We start from the raw sequence: 19,727 nt of genomic DNA on the forward strand, positions 1-19,727 counted from the left end.
TCGCGACAGCTGGCCGCGGGCAACCCGGCGCCGCGCGCGGCGCCAATGGGCGTGGACATGTGTGGACTCTCCCCTGTGGTGGGCTTTGCGCGTGGGTCGATGCCCAGCGTTCTTCGCCCGCACGAGTTTGCCACGGAAATCATGTCTCGCTGCCGCGTCAGGGCGTCACGTCACCGACGTAGACCGGGGCAGGCGCGGCGCCGTAAGTGGGCAGCGTCGCACAGGAGCCTTCGCCGTTGTAGTAGATGTTTGCGTTGCCGTCCTTCTTCTTGATGTGCTCGAGCATCGCGAACCAGTTGGCGCAGACCATCGGCGTCGCCGCGCCGTAGTTCTGGTTCATGTTGCACAACACGGTGAAGTCGTTCCGGCCGGTGTGCAGGACGTTCAGTTCGCCGGTCGCGTAGACCAGCACGGACTTCACCTTGACGTTGCATTCGAAAACGGCAAAGGCTTGCAGCGGCAACAGGCCCGCGGCGAGGAGAACGAGGGATTTGGGGAGGCGCATGGTCGAAGATGTCCTGGCGGTGCGTTGAAGGGGATGGACGGGGTACAGTCGGTCCGACCCTGCGATGGTGTCGGAACCACGAACAAGTGATTTCAGTCGCGGCGGAGGACCGCGGACCGGTGCGATTGGGGGCGTGGTGGTGGACGCGAGCGGCGAGGCGTGCGCTAGGCGCGGTGTCGTGTGACGAACGTGCGTGACGACGTGCCTCGGCTTGAGCCGATGCGCCATGCGCGGCTTGGCGCCGCGTTGGTGTGTGTGGACATGGGGCCCTCCCGGGAGCCGGTCGAATGCCAATGGCCTCGACGGTTGATTGTTCGATGCCGCCGAGTTTGCCACGACGTTTGACGAATGAACATCGGTCGCTGACGTCGTTTCAAACGAGTGTGCGCAACGTCACGATTGTGTCCACGGACGTGATGCGGTAGCCTCTCGCCCTCACGAAAACAGCATGCGACCCCGCCACGGGGAACGCAGGGGAATAAACCAATGAAGACGACATTCGGTCGGCGGATCGCGTGCGGCATCGCCCTCGCGGCTGCCTTGCAGGCGCCCGCGCACGCCTGGGACAAGAGCTCCCACGGCACCATCGCGGTGACAGAGGTCACGGCGGGTCAGAACTTCGGCTACCGCGTGTGGCTGGACGGCGAACCGGCGCTGTGCAGCAACGGGCTAGGCTGGGCGTACCTGCTCGAGACCGACAGCAACTACAAGACCTTCGTCGCCGCGTTGCTGATGGCCAAGGCCATGCGCAACCCAGTCACGGTCCACACGTCCCTGCAGAACGGGTACTGCCACATCGAGCACATCGCCTTCTGAGGGCCCCAGGGTCGGGCTGCGCCCAACCTGCCCCCCGTAGGGGTCAAGGAACTTTGGGCTGCCCGGCGCTTCTTCGAGAGGCGTTCGGCAAGCGAGGCGAGATCGGCGGCCGCGGCTAAGGCTGCCCATTCTTTGGAGCGATGGTTCGGACCCGGACCACCACCGCATCGCGGCCGTTTCGATCTGTTATCGATATCAGTATTTCCGCGGATGACTCTTTCCCCCGAAACCGTAGATTGACCTCCCGTTGATGCCGACGTCGGCGAGCGCGTTCAAGGCCATCCTGCCGAGATGCGTGCGCCGCCGCTTTCGCGAGGACACGGATGGCCGCGAGGAACGACACGGGGGACGGGGCACAGGTCGGCGGAGTTGTCCCTCCGGACGCGCCGCCGCGCTCGCAACCCGTCAAGCTGGCGGCGTTGCTGTCGGTCAGGATCTCGGAAGGGCGAATCGCCGCTGGCGAACAGCTGCCGACCCAGGCGGACCTGGCGAAGGCGTTCGGCGTCAGCCGGAACAGCGTTCGCGAAGCCCTCTCCCACCTGCAGGGCCGGGGGCTCGTGGTCACGCGTCACGGCATCGGCACGTTCGTTGCCGGATGCGCGGACCGCATCGGCCCGCTGCGCGCGCCGCCACATGGCGACGACATCGCGTGCCTGCGCGAACTTCAGCTGGGCATCGAATCGGAAGTGGCCGCGATGGCGGCGGCTCGCCGCTCGCCGGAGAGCCTGCAGGCGATGCGCATGGCATTGAATGAGTTCGAGCAGGCCGCCCAGCTGGGGTCGGACGCGTCGGAGCCCGAAGAGCGGCTGCATGCGGAGTTCGGGCGCGCCTGCGGGAGCGCACACATCCGTGAACTGCTGGTGCAGGTGGTGGCCAGGCTGGCCCCGCGGTGGCGCCTCCACCTGACACGCCTGCGGCGCGCCGAGCGGCTGCGTCACCTGGTCCAGCTGCACACGCGGTACGCCCGCGTGGTGGCGGCCATCGAGCGCCGCGACGGCGAGTGCGCGCGATCGGCGATGAGGTGCCTGCTGGCCTGCCGCGCGCCCTGTGATGAACCCCGCCGCACGCCTTGACTTCGATTCACCCCACGGAGAGATGCCATGCCCCACACCCCTCGCAATGCCCGACGCCAATTCCTGAAGACCGCAGCCGGTGCCGGCCTCGCCACCGCCGGTGGCCTGGCGGTGGCGCAGTCGTTCGACTTCAAGCCGAACCAGCGCTATCCGGACCCGGCCGTCCAGATCCTCGATCCGGGCTTCGCGAAATACCGCATCTACAGCAGCACGGTGGAGCAGGTCGCCACCGGCATGCGCTGGTGCGAGGGCCCGGTCTACTTTCCGGACGGCGGGTACCTGCTGTTCAGCGACATTCCGAACAACCGGATCATGAAGTACGACGAGAAGACGGGGGCGGTCTCGGTGTTCCGCCAGCCGAGCAACTACGCGAACGGCAACACGCGCGACCGCCAGGGCCGGCTGGTCACCTGCGAACACTCGTCGACGCGGCGCATCACGCGCACCGAGAAAAACGGCAAGGTCACCGTGCTGGCCGACAGCTTCGAAGGCAAACGGCTCAACGCGCCGAACGACATCGTCGTGAAGTCCGATGACACCCTCTGGTTCACCGACCCGCTGTTCGGCATCAACGGGGAATGGGAAGGTTTCCGGGCCAAGCCGGAGCAGGCCAGCACGAACGTGTTCCGCATCGGGCCGGACGGGCAGTTGACCGCGGTGATCACCGACCTCGTGAATCCCAACGGCCTGGCGTTCTCGCCGGACGAGAAGAAGCTCTACGTGGTGGAGTGGAAGGGCACGCCGAACCGCAGCGTGTGGAGCTTCGACGTGGGCGCGGACGGGGTGTCGCTGTCGAACAAGACGAAGCTGATCGATGCGGCCGACCAGGGGGCGCTCGATGGTTTCCGCGTGGACCGCGACGGGAACCTCTGGTGCGGATGGGGCAGCAACGGCGCGCTGAACAGCGAGCCCACCGATGTCAACGGCCGCAAGGTCCACCAGCTCAAGGGCAAGCCGGAAGACCTCGACGGCGTTCGCGTGTTCAGCCCGCAGGGCAAACCCCTCGCCCACATCAGCTTGCCCGAGCGCTGTGCGAACCTCACGTTCGGGGGGCCGAAGAACAACCGCCTCTACATGACGAGCTCGCACTCGGTCTACGCGCTGTACGTGGAGGCCCACGGCGCGACTTGATCGCGCCGGCGCGATTCGCCGCCTACGCCACAGCCAACGCCGCGATCCCGGAAGCATCCAGTGCCCCCGAGTAGATCCGGAAGTCATGCACCTTGCCCTTCAGCAGCGGATCGTTGGCGTACTGCGACTTGCCGATCCAGCCCACCATCCCTTCGCCGAGGTCGCAGGGCGCGAGGACCGTGTCGGTCTTGGTGCCCACGGCCACGCCGTTCACGTACAGGGTCAGCAGCGGGCCGCGGAGGGTCACGGCCACGTGGGTCCACGCGCCGGTGGGGAAGGCCGACTGGCCGGTCACCACCTGGGCCACGTAGCCGTGTTCGACGTCCAGCGTGAATTGCACCACCCCGGTCCCGTTGCGGACGGTGAGGAACATGCTCCGGCGCGGGCCGGAGCCGATGTCGAAGATGCGGGCGAAGCGATCGGTGGCATCGGCGTAGACCCAGCTGGCGATGGTGAAGTCACTGAGGCCCCGCGTCACGTTGGCCGGCAATGTCACGAAGTCGGAGGTGCCGTTGAAGGCGGCCGCGTGATCCTGCTTGCGGCCCTCGGTCCAGGCGTTTGCCCGCATGATCTTGCTGGCGGGCCAGGTGCCCGTGGTGTCGGCGGCGCTCACGCCGCTGCCTTCGTCGAACGCCAGGTGCAGCAACATCGTCGGTTCGGTGGAGACGGTCACTTCGTTCGATGGCGCGCTTTCACCCGACGCGCTGACGGCCGTGACGACGTACCACACGGCTCCCGAAGCCGAGGTGTCGGTCCAGGTGAGCAGGTCGTTGATGCCGCTTGCGACGTTGCTGTACGGCCCACCCGCCCGGGTGGCACGCTTCACGTTGTAGGTGACACCGTCCGGGGTGCCCCACCAGGAGAGCTCGATCTGCGTGCCCTTCAGGCGTGCGGTGAGACCGCTGGGTGCGGCCTTGAGAATGGGATCTCGCGTGAAGGTCAGCGTGCCGAACGAGAGTTGATCGGCCGACGGGGCACCCGATTCGGGCCGAAGCAGCGCGGCCTGCCGCTTCACGTAGGGCGCAGCGATGCCTCGCCGGCCTTCGTAGTGATGCAACACCGACTCCCAGACGGGACGCCGATGCCCCAGGGCCGCGGGTGACAGGCCGCCGCTGTAGCCTTGCTTGTTGTTGTAGGGCAGGTAGGGCACCTGGAAGAATGCGCCGTTGGCATCCGTGGCATTGGACTTCGCCACGTACTCGGCGCCGGCGAGGAACCGGCTGTTGTCGTGGCCGTAGAAGTCTTCGCCCTGGTTCCAGGCCATCTCCGCGAGGGCCCCGGCCACGCCGATGCCCAGCGTGCAGTGACCCTGGTCGCGGCCGCTCTCCTGCCATTGGCCCAGGTATCCGGGGTGCACGTGGTACACCGCCTGGAGCGAGGCGCCGTTGCCTTGGCCCTTGTGGTAGTAATCGACTGCTTCCTGGTAGATGTCCTGGCGGTCGCACAGCACCCCCACCGCCAGCAGGCAGGCGATGTTGACCAGGTCCCAGTTGGCCCAGTAGTTGGTGATGACCGCGCCGTTGTGTTCCTTGAGGAACCGGCTGCTCAGCGGGTAGAACACCGCGAGCATCATGTCCTGGAAGCGTTTCAGGTCCGCCGGCGCCCACCCGTCGTAGGTGCGCATGATCTCGGCCGCGTTCGCGAACTCGTAGCCTTGCAGGCCCGCGGCGAGGTAGCGGTCTGCGTTGCCGGTGATCGACGTCAGTGTGCCGGACCACGCGTTGAGGAACTGCACGGCACTGTCAGCGTAGCGGGTGTCACCGGAGATTTTCCAGCGCAGCGCCAGCCGGTAGATGCGATGGATATCGATGACCATCTGGCCGACGTTGGTGCCCGTTCCGCCGCGCACCACCTGCGCGAGCACCCTCGGCGAGGCACCGAGCTGAGCGTGCCCGCTGGAGATGAGCGCGTTCCAGCCATCCAGCCACGGTTGCGCTTGTGCCGCGACCTTCTCGCGCATGCGGGCGAAGTCGGCCTCGGTGTGCAGCAGCCCTGGGTGCGTGAACACACGGGGCTGGGCCGTGGGCGCCCCCGAACCGTCCCCGGTGCCGCCGGTCGCGACGTCGTCCCCGGTGCCGCTGTTCGCGGCGTCGTCATCGTCACCGTAATTGCACCCTGTCAGGCCCAACCCGCCGAGGCCGATGAGAAATGCGCGGCGCGAGAAAGGCGGAAATCGCAACGGGTCGTTCATGGCTGTTCCAAGGAATGAAGGGCGGGGGCGAACCTCCGCCCCACCAAGCTGCCATTGGAACAGTGCGCCGTTTCAGCGCCGTTGTGCCCCACCAGCGGGGATCGGACCGAAAGTGTCATCCTCATCCCGTTACAAGACCAGGAATGTCACCTTCGGCTCCGGTTTGACGCCTTTTACGGCTGGCGAACCCAGTCCTGGCTCGTGGCCGCGTTGCAAGTCTGCTGCCGCACGTCCGCGCCATCGGTGGTGGCGCTGTTCACCACGGCCGCGCACTTGCCGCTGTGCCGTGCCTTCAGCAGGAAATCGCTCCCATGGGCGACCCATTGCCATTGCTGGTTCGTGCCGCCGTTGCAGGTCCACTGGACGATGTCGGCGTTGTCTGCCGTCGAGGCACCGCTCACGTCCAGGCACTTGCCGCTGTTGGCGCTGACCACGGTGAAGTAGCCGGTGCCGGTGTCGTAGAAGCGCCACTGCTGCCACGGGCCGTTGTTGCGGGTGTACTGGCCCACGTTGGCACCGTCGGACTGGTTGGGGTTCTGCACGTCCAGCACCTTGCCGCTGTTGCGGTTCGAGACATATTCCACGGAAGGCGGGTGCCCGGCGGTGTACTGCGTGTCGCGCAGCACGGTGCCGTGCCGGTAGGCACCTACTTGCGTGAGGCCCGTCCACGTGGTGAGGTCGCTGCTGGTGGCGGTCCACAGGCCGCTCGACGGATACTTGTCGATGTAGAGGCGCCACTGTCCGTTTTCCATCTGCGCCAGCGCCGGTGCTTCGTAGCCCGAACCCCAGCTGGCCCAGTTCCCCACGCCCACCCACGTCCACGGGCCCAGCAGGTTGCTGGCCGTCGCGTGTTCGATGTACTTCGTGGTCTCGTTCTTGACGAACGCGTGGTACACGCTACCCGTCTTCACCACGAACGTGTCGATCTTGTTGGTGCCGATGCCCATGTCCACCGGGCTGCTCCAGTTGGTGAGGCTGCTGTCGGTGGCGGTGTAGACGTAGGGCTTGAAGTCCGCCCCCTGCGGCGCGATCGACACGATCAGGCGCACGGTGCCGTTTTCCACGAACCACTCGGGCGCCCACGTGAAGTTGGTGTTCGCGATGCCCGAGTTGACCGTGGCCACCTGGGTCCAGTTGATGAGGTTGGTGCTGGACGCGATGGCGAAGTAGGTGGACGACGTGGTCCACGATTGCACCGTGTAGGCGATGTAGTACTTGCCATCGGTGTGTTTCATGATGCTCGGGTCGCGCAGCACCCCGGTGGACCCGGCGAAGAACGTGTTCGACAGCAGGTCGAAGCTGGTGCCGTTGGCAGACGTGTAGATCCACAGCTTTTCGTCCACGGCGGCGTCCCCCTTGAACGTGGCGAAGACGTAGGCCGTCTCCGCACGCACGCTGGCCACACCCGACAAGAGCAGGCAGGCGGCGGCCGTTGCCATGGACTTCTTCAGAACGTTGATCACGGGAATCTCCTTGGTGAGGGGGTCTTACGGGTTGAGCACGAAGCGCCAGAGTTGGTCGTTGGTGGCGTTGTCGTTCCACTGCAGGGCGTTGGCGCCATCGGTGGTCTTCATCTGGTCCACGCCCAGCACCTTGGTGCTGTTGCCGTTGACCAGCTTGAAGGCGCCACCGGTTCCTGCCACCACCTTCCAGGCGTTGGCCGTTGCGCCGGAGTCGGTGGCCTGCACGGCGCGGGCGCCGTCGCCACCCAGCATCTGCTCGATGCCCAGCACCTTGCCGCTGTTGACGTTGGTGAACACGTAGCGGCCGTCACGCAGCAGCCGCGCGCGCCAGTTGTGGTCGGCCGTGCCGCTGTCGGCCCACTGGACCACCGCGGCAGCCTCCGCGGTGGACATGCCGGTGACCCCCAGCACCTTCGCGCTGTTCTGGTTGACGATGCGGTACACGCGGTTGGTCACGAGGCCGCTTTCGGGCGCGAGCGCCCAGCGCTGGTCGGCAGAACCGGTGTCGGTCCACTGCAGGGCCACGGCCCCATCGGCCGTGGCCGAGTTGGCGATGGCCAGCAGCTTGCCGCTGTTTCGGTTGATGACACGGTAGGTGTCGGCGTCGGCCGGCTCCACGCGCCAGTCGTGGTCGGCGGTGCCCGTGTCGGCCCACTGCACCACCTGGGCGCCGTTGCCCGTGGACATGCCCGTCACTCCCAGCACCTTGTTGCTCAGGCCGTTGCGGATCTTGTAGTACCCGTTGGCCTGCAGCTCCAGCACCCAGCTGTGGTCGGCCGTGCCGTTGTCGCTGAACTGCACCGCCGTTGCCCCATCGGCCGTGGACATGCCGGAGACCCCCAGCACCTTGGCGCTGTTCAGGTTCACCAGGTGGTACCGCGACCCGGAGGTCACGCCGCTGCCGAACACCTCGAACTCCGCGAGGCCGGTGGAAAAACCGGGGGCGTGGGTGAACACCACGCGGAGGCGGGAGGTGTTGACCGCGGGGAACGTCACGGTGTTGACCGTATTGCCAGCCGCCGCCACGGGCGATTTCGACAGCCCGGTGATGTCGACCCACGCCGTGCCGTTCCAGGACTGCAGGCCGTAGTTGGCAGGTGCCTTGAGGCCGGTGTCATCGGCGAAGAAATGGAGCTTGGCCGACGACACGGTGCGGGCCGAACCGAAATCGACCGCGAACCAGTCCGACGTGTTGCCGGACCCGAACGATGACCAGCGGTTCTTGGTGTCCCGGTAGTACCAGGTGCGCCCGTCGATGGCCAGGCGCGCCGGGTCGGTGCTGTAGCTGTACGACGCGGACGCGGTGGGGTACCCCTGGCCCGACACGTTCACGGCCAGGTTCGTGGCCTCGGGCCGGGTGGGGGTGACGATGGGCGCCCCGAGCGCCACGGTCTTGCGCCCGAGGGCCGACGGCCCGGCGGTGCGGATGCCGTCGACGTAGATCGACAGGCCCGCGCCCTGGTTGTACCGGCTGCCGTTGGCATCCCACAGGATGGTGACCGAGTGCCCGTGGTACGACACGTCTTCCAGCGCGAAGTAGCTGATGTAGTTCGGGTCGGCAGGGTTCGTCGGGATCAGCGGGTTGACCTCCAGCGTGTCGTCGGCGCGCGGGCGCAGGCCCACCAGCCCCGAGATCACGAGGTCCGCATAGGCCGAGTGGAAGTAGTGCTGGCTGCGCTCGGGCAGGTCGACGATGGGGCCGCCCTGGTCGGGGTGGTAGTTCTCGACAAGGTACGGGACGCCGTTCTTGTAGTGCTGCTGCGTGTACTGGTTCAGCACCTTCACGTAGTCCGTGCTGGTCACGTGGCCCTGCGTGTAGTTGTTCAGCAGGTTCGCCATGCCCCCCAGCACCTGGGTGGTCTGGTAGGGCCAGCTGGGCCCGTTCCATTGGCACTCCCTGAGCCCGGTGGCCGCGTCGTAGCGATACTGCCGCATGTAGTACTGGTAGGACGGTTCCGTGGTGCGCAGGCCGAACGTGCCGTAGAACTTGGACGTGTCCATCACGTGTTGCCACGCCGAGTTCAACGTCGTGTTGTTGTCGGGGATGTTGTGGTACCAGGGCACGAAGCCCACCAGCTCCCGTCCGCGCACGAAGTTCCAGTTCTGCACGTAGGCGTTGCTGACGCGGTAGCGGTCGGTGAAATGGCCCAGCGTGGGGTTCCACAGCGACGCCTGCATCGCGGCCTTCAGCGCGTTGGCCTTGTTGGCGTAGTCGGTGGATGTGGCGGTGTCGCCGGCCAGCAGCGCGGCCTGGCTGATGGCCCGGGCGTTTGCCAGCATGTAGCTGTTGATGGACGGGCGATAGCCATCGCCACCGCCGAAACCGTCGGCGCCGCCGCTCGCATCGATGGACGCGATGGTGTACTCGGTGGCGTCACTCAGCGGCACCTGCCAGTACAGGCCGCGGGCCGGATCGAAGTGGTCGTTCCACGCGGTGTACACCCGCTTCATGTCACCAAGCTTCGCCACGAGGAATGCCCGGTCGCTGTCGACCAGGTACTTCTGGTAGGCGGCGTCACCGATCCACTCGCTGTACTGGCGCGGGTCGGCCGAGCCGTACCAGTGGCTGACGTACTCGTTCACCGGCCCACGGTCCTTCAGCCAGCGGCCCTCGGTGATGTGGAAACCTGCGGCGTCGGGGATCGTGTTGCTGGGCTTCTGGTCCCAGCCCATGGGGTTCAGGAACTCGGTGAACACGCGGCGGTTGCCGAGGGATCGGATGTGCGATTTCAGCAGGCTCCAGCGGTAGTAGTAGATCTGCTGGATCTGCGGGTTCGAGATCTCCAGGAACGGGATGTTCGCCGTGTACCACGGCGTGTCGGGCGCATACGCGCTCACCAACTGGGGCTTGTTCAGGAAGTTGGTGGGCGCGGCGAACGCCTGGCCGCTGGCCAGCGTGCTGCCCAGGACGGCGCACGCGAGTGCGCCCGCCCACGGGCGCGATGGGTTCTGGATCAAGGCTTGTCTCCTCTGTGCGCGCAGTGCGCGAAGGGATGGTTCTGGTCAGCGAACGACGTTGAACGTGGCGTCCTGCTTCTCGAGGGCGGTCGAGATGGGATCGATGCGCAGCACGAAGTTCGCGTGGCGCAGGTACATCGACGGGAAGTTGTACGAACGGAACGACGACCACGTGGCATCGGCCAGGCCGGCCACCTTGTAGAACGTGGCATCGGCCTTGAACGTGCTGGTGTTGTCGTTCGGGTTGAGCACCACGTTGAAGTTGCTGTGGCGAAGGTACTGGCCGGGGAAGTTCACCGACTCGAACGAGACGCCACTGCTGTCGGCGAGGCCGGGCACGACGCGCCACTGCGAATCACGGTACGGGTCGAACGGATAGGGGTCGATGCGGCCCTGCAGCGCGCTGTGCCGCACGTAGTGGTCGCCGAAGTTGAACGACTTGATGCGGTTCCACGTGGGGTTCCCCCAGGCGGCGACCAGCTTGTCGAGTTCGGCCTGCGTGACCGGCGTCACCGTGGCGTGCTTGGAGTTCAGCGGCTGCGTGTAGAACTTCTTGTCCACCGCGGTCCAGGTGCCCGACGCGATGTCGGTGGACTCCCACACGTAGAACTCGCCATTGACAGGCACGTACGAGTCGCCGTAGAGGTACCAGCGGTTCTCGTTGTTCTTCTTCACCACGATGGGGGCTTCGATCACGGTGGTGCCCACGGGGCCGCTGTACGTGGTGCCGTCGAACGTGCGCGGGTTGACGTTGGAAGACCGCGCGCCCATCAGCTTGTTGTCGGACTCGCGCTTGTAGTAGAGGTAGTTCACCCCGTTGTGGGTGTGCATCGTCGCATCCAGCGGCGAGAAACCCGGGTAGAAATACACCTGCGACGCCCCGAAGTTGACGAAGTCGCTCGTGTAGTTGACGAAGATCTGGTGGAAGGTGGACGTGGCGTTGCCCGACCAGATCACGCCGTACTGGCCACGCGACGCATCGTAGAAGGCCTCGGGCGCCCAGGTGTGCATGCCACTCGTGTTGAGGCGGGCGAGACGTTCGTTCGTGAACGTGCGCAGGTCCACCGAGTCCCACACGTGGATGTACTCGCTGTTGGAGTTCGCGAAGTCCGTGCCCGTCATGTTGGTGGCCATCACCACGAACGTGCCGTCGTTCTTGCGCAGGATGAACGGGTCGCGCAGGCCGGGCTGGCCCAGCTTCGGGTACACCACCGCGTTGTTGTTGTTCAGCGGGGTCCAGTTCAACCCGTCGGTGCTGTACGCGAGGTGCAGGCCGTAGTCATTGGCCGTGGACCCTGGCGACTCGGTGAAGTAGCCCATCACGTAGCCGACATAGGGGTCGGCGGCAAAGCTGGCCGGGGCGATCACACACGCGAGTGCCGTCATCACGGCCTTGATCCATCTTCTCGTCAGTCCTGCCACGGTGTCTCCGTTTCGTTGCTTCGTCAGGACGAGATGCTAGGAGTTGCGACGTGGGGCCGCGATGAATTCGGGCACGGACGCGATGCGCGTTCGTGTATCGGGGTAATCGCGGAGCGTGATCCGCATGGTGCCGAGTGCTTTGGGAAAACCCTTAAGGGCAAGCGAGCAAATACCCAAACGCATATCGCCCGAACGAGAAGTGCGATTGGACGGCCTCGCTGTTCGCTTCTTAGCATGCCGACCGCCTGCCAACAACACGAACCATGGAGACACGCATGCGACGTTTCTACCGTCTTGCCGACCTGGGCCGATGGTGCCTGTTCATCGGGGTCACCCTCTCCGGCCTGCTCGCTCCACCGGCCTGGGCCGAGATCCAAGGTCCGGCCAACAGCCTTTCCCAACGCAACCCCAACCTGCTGCACCGTGCCGACCCATGGGTCTACAAGCACACCGACGGCTGGTACTACTTCATGGCCACCGTGCCGGAGTTCGACCGGCTCGAACTGCGCAAGTCGCGCACGCTGTCGGGCGTCGGCAGTGCTGTGCCGGTGGTGGTCTGGACCAAACATGCCAGCGGGGTGATGGGGGCCAACATCTGGGCCCCCGAGATCCACTACGTCGGCGGGCGGTGGATCATCTACTTCACGGCAGGTGAGTCGAACAACGCGTTCGCCGTTCGCCTGTACGCGCTGGAGAACACCGCGGCCGACCCGACCACCGGCACGTGGACCGAACGGGGCCGCATCCAGACGGCCTGGGACAGCTTCACGCTGGACGCCACCAGCTTCGTGCACAACGGTGCGCAGTACCTCGTGTTCGCGCAGAGCGAACCCGGCATTGCCGGCAACTCCAACCTCTACATCGCGCGCATGACCGATGCGCTGCACATGGACACCAGCACGCAGACGCGCATCTCGGTGCCGAACCTGTCATGGGAGCAGCAGGGGTACCTGGTCAACGAAGCACCGGAGGTGATCCGCCGCAACGGGAAGATCTTCATCGCCTATTCCGCCAGTTCGTGTGACCCGCGCTACGTGATGGGCATGCTGACGGCATCCGACACCAGCGACCTGTTGTCCGCAGCCTCGTGGACCAAGGCGCAGTCGCCGGTGTTCCAGTCCAACCCGGACGGCAACGCCCACGGGCCCGGACACAACGCGTTCACCACGTCACCCGATGGCACCGAGGACTGGATCATCTACCACGCGTATTCCGACGGCACGGTCAACACGTGTTTCGGCGACCAGCGCAGCATGCGCATGCAGCGCTTCGGCTGGAACGCCGACGGCACACCCGCGCTGGGCAAGCCGGTGTCCAGCGGCACCGTGATGGCGGTGCCGTCGGGTGACAACCGGTTCGAGGCCGAGTACGCGACGGTCAGCGGTCAGGCGCGCGTGTTGTCCTATCCGCAGGCCTCGAACGGGCGCGACGTGGGGTACCTCAACGATGCCGCCAGCAGTGTCCGCTTCGACAACATCAAGGCGCCCGCGGCAGGCGCCTATGCGTTGAGCATCCGCTACGGCAACGGCTCGGGTGGGGTGGCGACACACAAGCTGTCGGTCAACGGTGGCACGGCGCAGGTCGTGAGCTACCCCGCCACGGCCGGCTGGGGCACGTTCGCCACGCTCGTGGTACCGGTGACCTTGAATGCCGGCGCCAACAGTGTCACGCTCACCTACAACAGCGCCTACGCCGAGGTGGACTACGTGCAGGTGGACACCCTCGGCCGCGAGGCCGAGGCGGGCGCCGTCGCGAACGCCGTGGTCATGGCCGACACGGCGGCATCGGGTGGACAGAAGGTCGGCAACCTGAACGCCAGCAACAGCGCGGTGACCTTCAGCCTGAGCGTCCCGGCGGCAGGCAGCTACATGCTGGCGGCGCGCTACACGAACGGCAGTGGCACGGCATCCGCACACGGCGTCACCGTGAACGGGGTCGCGGCCGGCCAGCTGGCCTATCCCTGGTACGCCGGCGATTCGTGGCAGAGCTACCGCACCGCGTCGATCAACGTCACGCTCAATGCCGGCGTGAACACCATCCGCGTGGGACAGGCCGTGGGGTACGCGGAACTCGACCGCGTGGACCTGCTGCCGGTGCTCGCGAACGGCAGCCGCTACCGCCTCACGAACCGCAGCAGCGGCAAGGTGCTCGACAACGCCAACGCCGGCACGGCGGACGGCAACAAGGTGCAGCAGTGGGACGACCTGTCCAACACTGCACAGCGATGGACCCTGCAGGACGCGGGTGGTGGCTACCACCGCCTGGTCAACGTTGTGAGTGGCAAATGCCTGGGCATCGCGGGCGGCAGCACCGCCGACGGCGCCGTGGCCGACATCGAAACCTGCAGCGCGGCCACCAGCCAGCAATGGGCCGTCGTCAACGCCGGCATCGGCACCTACAGGCTCATCGCACGTCACAGCGGCAAGGCACTCGACCTGGCCAACGGTTCGCCTGCGAACGGCGCCACCGTCAGGCAATGGCCGGACAACGGATTGGACGCCCAGAAGTGGGCCATGGAGATCACCCAATGAAACACACCCTCGCTTTCCTCACGCTGGCAGTGGCCAGCACGCTGGCCTCGGCCGCCTCCACCACGTTCATCAACCCGGTGGGGCCCGCGACGAAGTCGTCGGCCGATCCGCACGTGATGCGCCACACCGATGGCAATTACTACTTCGTGCACACGTCTGAAGACTGGGCCTCGCTCGAGATCGCCAAGTCGTCCAGCCTCTCGGGCGTGGGTGCCGCCACGCCGGTCAAGGTGTGGACGGCGCCGGCAGGTCCTTGCACGGGCAACAACTGCTATTCGCACTGGATCTGGGCCCCGGAGCTCTACCACCTGCAGGGCGCGTGGCACCTGTACTTTGCCGCGGGTGGCGACGACAACCAGCACCGCGTCTGGGTGATCCGCAACACTTCGGCCGATCCGACCCAGGGCACATGGAGTGCGCCGGTCAAGGTGAGCGACTCGGCCAACCTCTGGGCCATCGACCAGACGCTCGCCACCATCGACGGGCAGCTCTACATGGCGTGGTCGGAGATCAGCGAGGCGAGCCTGCGCCAGCACATCCGCATCGCCAAGATGAGCAGCCCCACCAGCATCGTCGGCCGAGGCACCGTGATCACCGCGCCGACCACGTATGCATGGGAGCACGAGAAGGACGGCACCGGCGCCGACGCTTACGTCAACGAGGGACCGCACTTCATCGTGCACGGCAGCAAGGTCATCATGAGCTTCTCGGCCAGCGGCTGCTGGACCGACGACTACAAGCTGGGCATCCTGACCGCCAACGTGGGCGCGGACCTGACGGTGCCGTCCAACTGGACCAAGTCGGCGACCCCCATCCTGCAGAAGGCGCCCGGCGCCTACGGGCCGGGCCACAACAGCTTCGTGAAATCACCCGACGGCACCGAGGACTGGGTCGTGTACCACGCGAACCCGGCCTCAGGGCAGGGTTGCAGCAACAGCCGCACCACGCGCATCCAGAAGGTCACCTGGAGTGGTGACACCCCTGTCATCGGTGCACCGGTGGCGCCTGGTGTGCCAGTGACACGCCCGTCGGGCGAGGGCACCGCGACCATCCTGTACCGCGTGCGCAACCAGGCGTCGGGCAAGGTGCTGAGCGTGAACCGGTCGGCCACCTCCCTCGGGGCACCGGTTTGGATGTGGACCGACTTCGGCAACACCGACCAGAAGTGGTCCATCGAACCCACCACCAACGGCTACACGCAGCTGCGGTCCAACTACAACGGCTACGTGCTCGACGTGTTCAACTGGAGCACCGCGGCCGGCGCGGGCCTGGTCACTTGGAGCGCCACGGGTGGCGCCAACCAGCAGTGGCAACTGCTTTCCACCCCGACGCAGCACTTCGAGGTGAAGAACCGCCACAGCGGCCTGATGCTCGACAACCAGAACGGCAGCACGGCGGATGGGGCGGTGGTGCAGCAGTGGCCTGCGAATGGGCAGACGCCGGAGCGGTGGTTGTTCGAGCGGTTGAACTGAGAGCCCGCGACGGCACGGCAACAAAAAAGGTCACCCCGGCGCAGGCCGGGGAAAATCTCGGGGTCAGCCCGACGAACGTCGGGACCCACTGCGTCCAGGCGCCGCGACGTCGTGGTCACATCTGGCCTGAAACTCGCCGAACGAGTCCGAGTGTTCGAGAAACAAGCTGTCATGCGCAGCGTAAGCCGAATCAGGCAGAGGGCCTGATCCTGAGAGACCCACTCTGCGCAAACGCCAAGGCGTTTCCACACAACCTGTCGTCCCGGCGAAGGCCCATTGCTGTCCGGGGAAAATCAACCTCAACGGCGGCGTTGCCAGGAGGCATCGGAGGTGCAGCCGATTCACCGACGGGACCAAAGAGGGATGACTCGTGGCGCCGTGGCGTCAGCGCCTCTCTCAATGCAGTCCCGGGGAGTTTTACCGGTCGGCGCAACAGATTTCCCCGGACAGGCTTCGGCGCGCGGTGGGCCCCGGCGTTCCCCGCGGCGCCACACCTCCCTCAGTACTTGCGGCTTCCGATCAGCGACGCCGCCTTGTCCATCGCGAACACGCCTTCACGGCTTTGCACCCGCTTCGGAACGGGCTTGCCGGCCTTCACGAGCTTCACCAGGTCCATGAGCTGCGGGCCGATGAGGGGGTTGCATTCGACCGTGACGTTGAGCTTGTTCTGCACCATGGCCTCGAACGCGCCGCGTGTGGCGTCGACGCTGATGAGCAGCACGTCCTTGCCCGGCTTGCGGCCGGCGGCTTCGAGGGCCTCGATGGCCCCGAGCGCCATGTCGTCGTTGTGCGCGTAGACGACATCCACCTGCTTCTCGGACTGCAGGATGGCCGCCATCACCTCGCGGCCCTTGTCCTTGCTGAAGTTGGCCACCTCGGACCGCACCACCTTGTATCGCGGGTCGGTGCGCAGCACCTCCTCGAACCCGGCCTTGCGTTCGATGGCGGGCGCCGATCCGCTGGTGCCCTGCAGCTCGACGATGCGCACCTGCGCCTTGGCCGTCCCCGACCGCACGAGCCAGCGGGCGGCTCGCCGGCCTTCCTCGGCAAAGTCGGAGCCGAGCACCGTGGCATACAGGCCGTCATCGTGGGTGTCGATGCCGCGGTCCGTGATGATCACCGGGATGCCCGCCTCGCGCGCTTCCTTCAGCACGTCGTCCCAGCCCGTGGTGACACCAGGTGCGAGCGCGATGACGTCGACCTTCTGGCTGATGAAGGCGCGGATCGCGGTGACCTGCGCCGCCGGATTGCCCTCGGCGTTCTCGAAGCGCAGCTGCACGCCGGCCGCCTTGGCAGACTCCTGGATGGATTTCGTGTTGGCGATGCGCCACTGGCTCTCCGAGCCGAGCTGCGAAAAACCCAGCACCAGGTCGCGCGCGTGCGCGGGCGCCTGGAGCAGGAAGCCGAGGGTGGCGCAGGCCAGCGCGCGGGTGAGGTGCTGGATGGACTTCATGACGGTGCTCATCGGACAAAACGCTGGTTGGAGGTCATCATCGTCAGGTCGACGAACGACGACCCGTTGTGGTTGCCCGGCTGGAAGCGGATCGGGTACCCGCCCAAGTCGAAGTTGGTCATCGACTCCAGCCCGGCCACATACGACGCGCGGGTGGGCGCCTTGCCGGCGCGGCGCAATCCTTCCACGGCGATCTTCGCGGTGATGTAGCCCTCGAGCGACCCGAAGCTCAGCTCGCCGTTGACCTGGGACATGGCCTGCTGGTACTCGCGCACCACTGGCACGTTGGCGTTCCACGGGAACGGCACCACCTGGGAGATCTGGATGCCGCGCCCGCGTTCGTCGAGTTCGCGGGACAGCACCTGGCTGCCCACGAACGACACGTTCCACAGCGACGGCGGTTTCGCGAGTTTCTGGATCTCGCGGATGAACGACACGCTGCCGCCGTAGGCGCTGATCATCACCACCGCCTGGGGTTCGGCCGGCACGATCTGCTTCACCGCCTGCGCCACGTCGATGCCGTTCGGCTCGACGAACCCGGTGGCCACCGAACGCAGGCCCCGCTCCTTGAGGGCACCTTCCACACCCAGCAGGCCGGACTGTCCGTTGGCGTCGTTCTCGTAGAACACGGCGATGCGCGTGAGGCCCACGGTGAGCAGGTGCCGCACGATGGCCTGCGATTCCTCCAGGTACCCCGCGCGGACGTTGAAGATGTTCGGGTTGTTCGGCGCGCGGAAGCTGTCCGCGCCAGAGAACACCCCCACGAGCGGCACGCCGTGCTGGTTCAGCGTGGGCACTGCAGCCTGCGTGGTGGCGGCACCCACATAGCCCAGCAACGCGAAGACACGGTCCTCGGTGATGAGGCGCTTGGTGTTGTCGACCGTTCGCCTGGGCTCGTTGCGGTCGTCGAGCACCTTCAACTCCAGCCGGCGGCCGTTGATGCCGCCCTTGCGGTTGACTTCGTGGAAGTAGACGTTGGCGCCGAAGTTCATCTCGACGCCCAGCTGGCCCGCGGGGCCGGAGAGCGGGGCCGACTGGCCGAACACGATGCTGGGTGGGGTGGCCGGCTGCGCTTGCGCGAACTGCCAGACAAGGCCGAAGACTGCGGGCCACAAACTGCGCATGAGGTCTCTCCAAGGTTGATCGTTGCCGACCAGGGCATTGTTCGAGACGCAAGGCGTGAAGGTCCAATGGCGAAACTCCGGGCGCCGATACGGATTTCAGTATGAGCGGACCGCGTTGGCGAGTGCCCGTGATGGAATGCCGATCCTGCTGCAGCGCGGGCGGAGGACCGCGCCAGAATTCATCGCGGTCACGCGATCTGGAATCGGTTCAACACGATGGAGGCCATCGATTCACCGCCGCGCCTCCTCGACGGCAGTGGAGGCGAAACGATTGGCACGGGTGGCCGCGTCGGCGCCGGGGAAAACACCCGATGTCGATTCGCATATGGGGCCATGAAAGGAAGTGATCGCGCCCTTGGCGCCACGTGCTGCTCCGGGACAACGGACTGGTGTTCGACCCAATCGCCACGGGCCGCCTGGCCCCACAGAATGGGTGCCCTGGCATTGCTCCACGCGCGCGACACATGACTCACTACACCCACTGGTTCATCCGTGCGCGGCTGAAGACACGTCAACTGCTGCTCGTGGTGGCGCTGGCCGAGGAGCGCAACATCCACCGGGCCGCCGAGGTGCTGAACATGACGCAGCCGGCCGCCTCCAAGTTGCTGAAGGACCTCGAGGACGTGCTCGAGGTGTCTCTGTTCGATCGGTCACCCAAGGGCATGATCCCCACGTGGAGCGGCGAGGCGCTGATTCGCCACGCGCGTGTCGCGCTCGCGAGCCTGAATCTCGCGTTCGACGAGGTGCAGTCGCTGAAGCTCGGCCAGTTCGGATCGGTCAACGTGGGGGCCATCACCACGCCGGCCATCACCGTGCTGCCGCTGGCCGTGGCGGAGCTGAAGCGCACCCACCCGAACCTGCACGTCGTGGTGCACGTGGACACGAGCGATGTGCTCCACCGCGGCCTGTGCCAGGGCAACCACGACTTCCTCATCGCGCGGCTGTTCGCCACCCACGACAAGACGGCGCTGACGTTCGGCGCGTTGGCCGACGAACCCGCCGCGGCGGTGGTGCGCTCCGGCCACCCGTTGCTGGAGGCTGACAGTCTGTGCCTGCGCGACATGGTGGACCGTCCGTGGATCGTGCCGCCGGAAGGCACGGTGCTGCGGCACCGCTTCGACCTGATGTTCCATGGCCAGGGCATCGCGCCACCGGCCAACCTGATCGAGACCACGGCCGTGCTGTTCATCACGAAGATGGTCGTCGAGTGCGACGCCATCTGTCTGCTCGCGGCCGACGTGGCGCGCTACTACGAGGCACTCGGGGTCGTGAAGCCGTTGCCCATCGAGCTGCCCTGCAACATGGACGCCTTCGGTGTCATCACGCGCACTGACCTCGCGATGTCGCCGGCCGCCACGCTGATGCTGGATGCCGTGCGCCGCGTGGCCGCCAACGTGTACGGGGGCTGACAAGAAAAAAGGCGAGGCCCTTGCGGGCCCCGCCTTCGAGAGCGCAACACCGGCAGGTGAGATGTCACCCGCCGATAGGGCGTCAGGTCACCACCAGGTTTCGCCCTGGATGCCGATCGACGTGCCCGACTTCTTGTCGCCGTAGATCTCGGCGGTGCGCGAGCCACCGGCCACGAAGG

At 66.3% G+C, this 19,727-nt stretch carries 13 protein-coding genes; 6 read left to right on the top strand and 7 right to left on the bottom strand.

The window, feature by feature from the left end:
- Positions 1–157: 157 nt before the first annotated feature.
- Complete coding sequence (locus ASC87_RS18965) at positions 158–505, bottom strand: hypothetical protein (RefSeq protein ID WP_056665652.1); 348 nt, start codon at positions 503–505, stop codon at positions 158–160.
- 486 nt (positions 506–991) lie between these two features.
- On the opposite strand from ASC87_RS18965, the gene ASC87_RS18970 reads away from it, so the two are divergent.
- The 3 genes from ASC87_RS18970 (at position 992) to ASC87_RS18980 (ending at position 3,525) form a co-directional block, all read left to right on the top strand.
- Complete coding sequence (locus ASC87_RS18970) at positions 992–1,321, top strand: hypothetical protein (RefSeq protein ID WP_056665655.1); 330 nt, start codon at positions 992–994, stop codon at positions 1,319–1,321.
- Positions 1,322–1,644: 323 nt separating this feature from the next.
- Positions 1,645–2,394, top strand: coding sequence for a FadR/GntR family transcriptional regulator (locus ASC87_RS18975; protein ID WP_056665658.1), 750 nt, complete (start codon positions 1,645–1,647; stop codon positions 2,392–2,394).
- 27 nt (positions 2,395–2,421) lie between these two features.
- Positions 2,422–3,525 (top strand): SMP-30/gluconolactonase/LRE family protein, encoded by a 1,104-nt coding sequence (locus ASC87_RS18980; RefSeq protein ID WP_056665660.1) that lies wholly within the window; start codon positions 2,422–2,424, stop codon positions 3,523–3,525.
- A 22-nt stretch (positions 3,526–3,547) separates the two neighbouring features.
- Here ASC87_RS18980 and ASC87_RS18985 read toward each other — a convergent pair whose 3' ends face one another.
- From ASC87_RS18985 to ASC87_RS19000, 4 genes are all read right to left on the bottom strand, one after another.
- Positions 3,548–5,716: a LamG-like jellyroll fold domain-containing protein gene (locus ASC87_RS18985; RefSeq protein ID WP_056665662.1), complete on the bottom strand. Its 2,169-nt coding sequence runs from the start codon at positions 5,714–5,716 to the stop codon at positions 3,548–3,550.
- A 173-nt stretch (positions 5,717–5,889) separates the two neighbouring features.
- Positions 5,890–7,179 (bottom strand): RICIN domain-containing protein, encoded by a 1,290-nt coding sequence (locus ASC87_RS30830; RefSeq protein ID WP_082568751.1) that lies wholly within the window; start codon positions 7,177–7,179, stop codon positions 5,890–5,892.
- A gap of 24 nt (positions 7,180–7,203) precedes the next feature.
- Positions 7,204–10,137 (bottom strand): RICIN domain-containing protein, encoded by a 2,934-nt coding sequence (locus ASC87_RS18995; RefSeq protein WP_056665665.1) that lies wholly within the window; start codon positions 10,135–10,137, stop codon positions 7,204–7,206.
- Positions 10,138–10,182: 45 nt separating this feature from the next.
- Positions 10,183–11,559 carry a glycoside hydrolase family 43 protein gene (locus ASC87_RS19000; protein WP_200954414.1) on the bottom strand — a complete coding sequence of 459 codons (1,377 nt, stop codon included), beginning with the start codon at positions 11,557–11,559 and terminating at the stop codon, positions 10,183–10,185.
- A gap of 275 nt (positions 11,560–11,834) precedes the next feature.
- On the opposite strand from ASC87_RS19000, the gene ASC87_RS30835 reads away from it, so the two are divergent.
- Entirely contained in the window at positions 11,835–14,090 is a 2,256-nt protein-coding gene (locus ASC87_RS30835) for a family 43 glycosylhydrolase (RefSeq protein ID WP_082568752.1), read from the top strand.
- A complete protein-coding gene (locus tag ASC87_RS19010) occupies positions 14,087–15,562 on the top strand; it encodes a family 43 glycosylhydrolase (RefSeq protein ID WP_056665670.1) in 1,476 nt (491 codons plus the stop codon). Before ASC87_RS30835 ends, ASC87_RS19010 begins: the two co-directional genes overlap by 4 nt.
- A gap of 499 nt (positions 15,563–16,061) precedes the next feature.
- Here ASC87_RS19010 and ASC87_RS19015 read toward each other — a convergent pair whose 3' ends face one another.
- Together ASC87_RS19015 and ASC87_RS19020 are read right to left on the bottom strand one after the other, a co-directional pair.
- Complete coding sequence (locus tag ASC87_RS19015) at positions 16,062–17,015, bottom strand: ABC transporter substrate-binding protein (protein ID WP_056665689.1); 954 nt, start codon at positions 17,013–17,015, stop codon at positions 16,062–16,064.
- 8 nt (positions 17,016–17,023) lie between these two features.
- Positions 17,024–18,139 (bottom strand): ABC transporter substrate-binding protein, encoded by a 1,116-nt coding sequence (locus tag ASC87_RS19020; RefSeq protein WP_056665672.1) that lies wholly within the window; start codon positions 18,137–18,139, stop codon positions 17,024–17,026.
- Positions 18,140–18,603: 464 nt separating this feature from the next.
- Here ASC87_RS19020 and ASC87_RS19025 point away from each other — a divergent pair, with 464 nt between their 5' ends.
- The gene (locus ASC87_RS19025) at positions 18,604–19,548 is read left to right on the top strand and encodes a LysR family transcriptional regulator (RefSeq protein WP_056665675.1); all 945 of its coding nucleotides are present in this window, start codon (positions 18,604–18,606) and stop codon (positions 19,546–19,548) included.
- The last annotated feature ends 179 nt before the right edge of the window (positions 19,549–19,727 follow it).

This window comes from Rhizobacter sp. Root1221 (assembly GCF_001425785.1).
In the GTDB taxonomy this organism is placed as follows: domain Bacteria; phylum Pseudomonadota; class Gammaproteobacteria; order Burkholderiales; family Burkholderiaceae_C; genus Rhizobacter.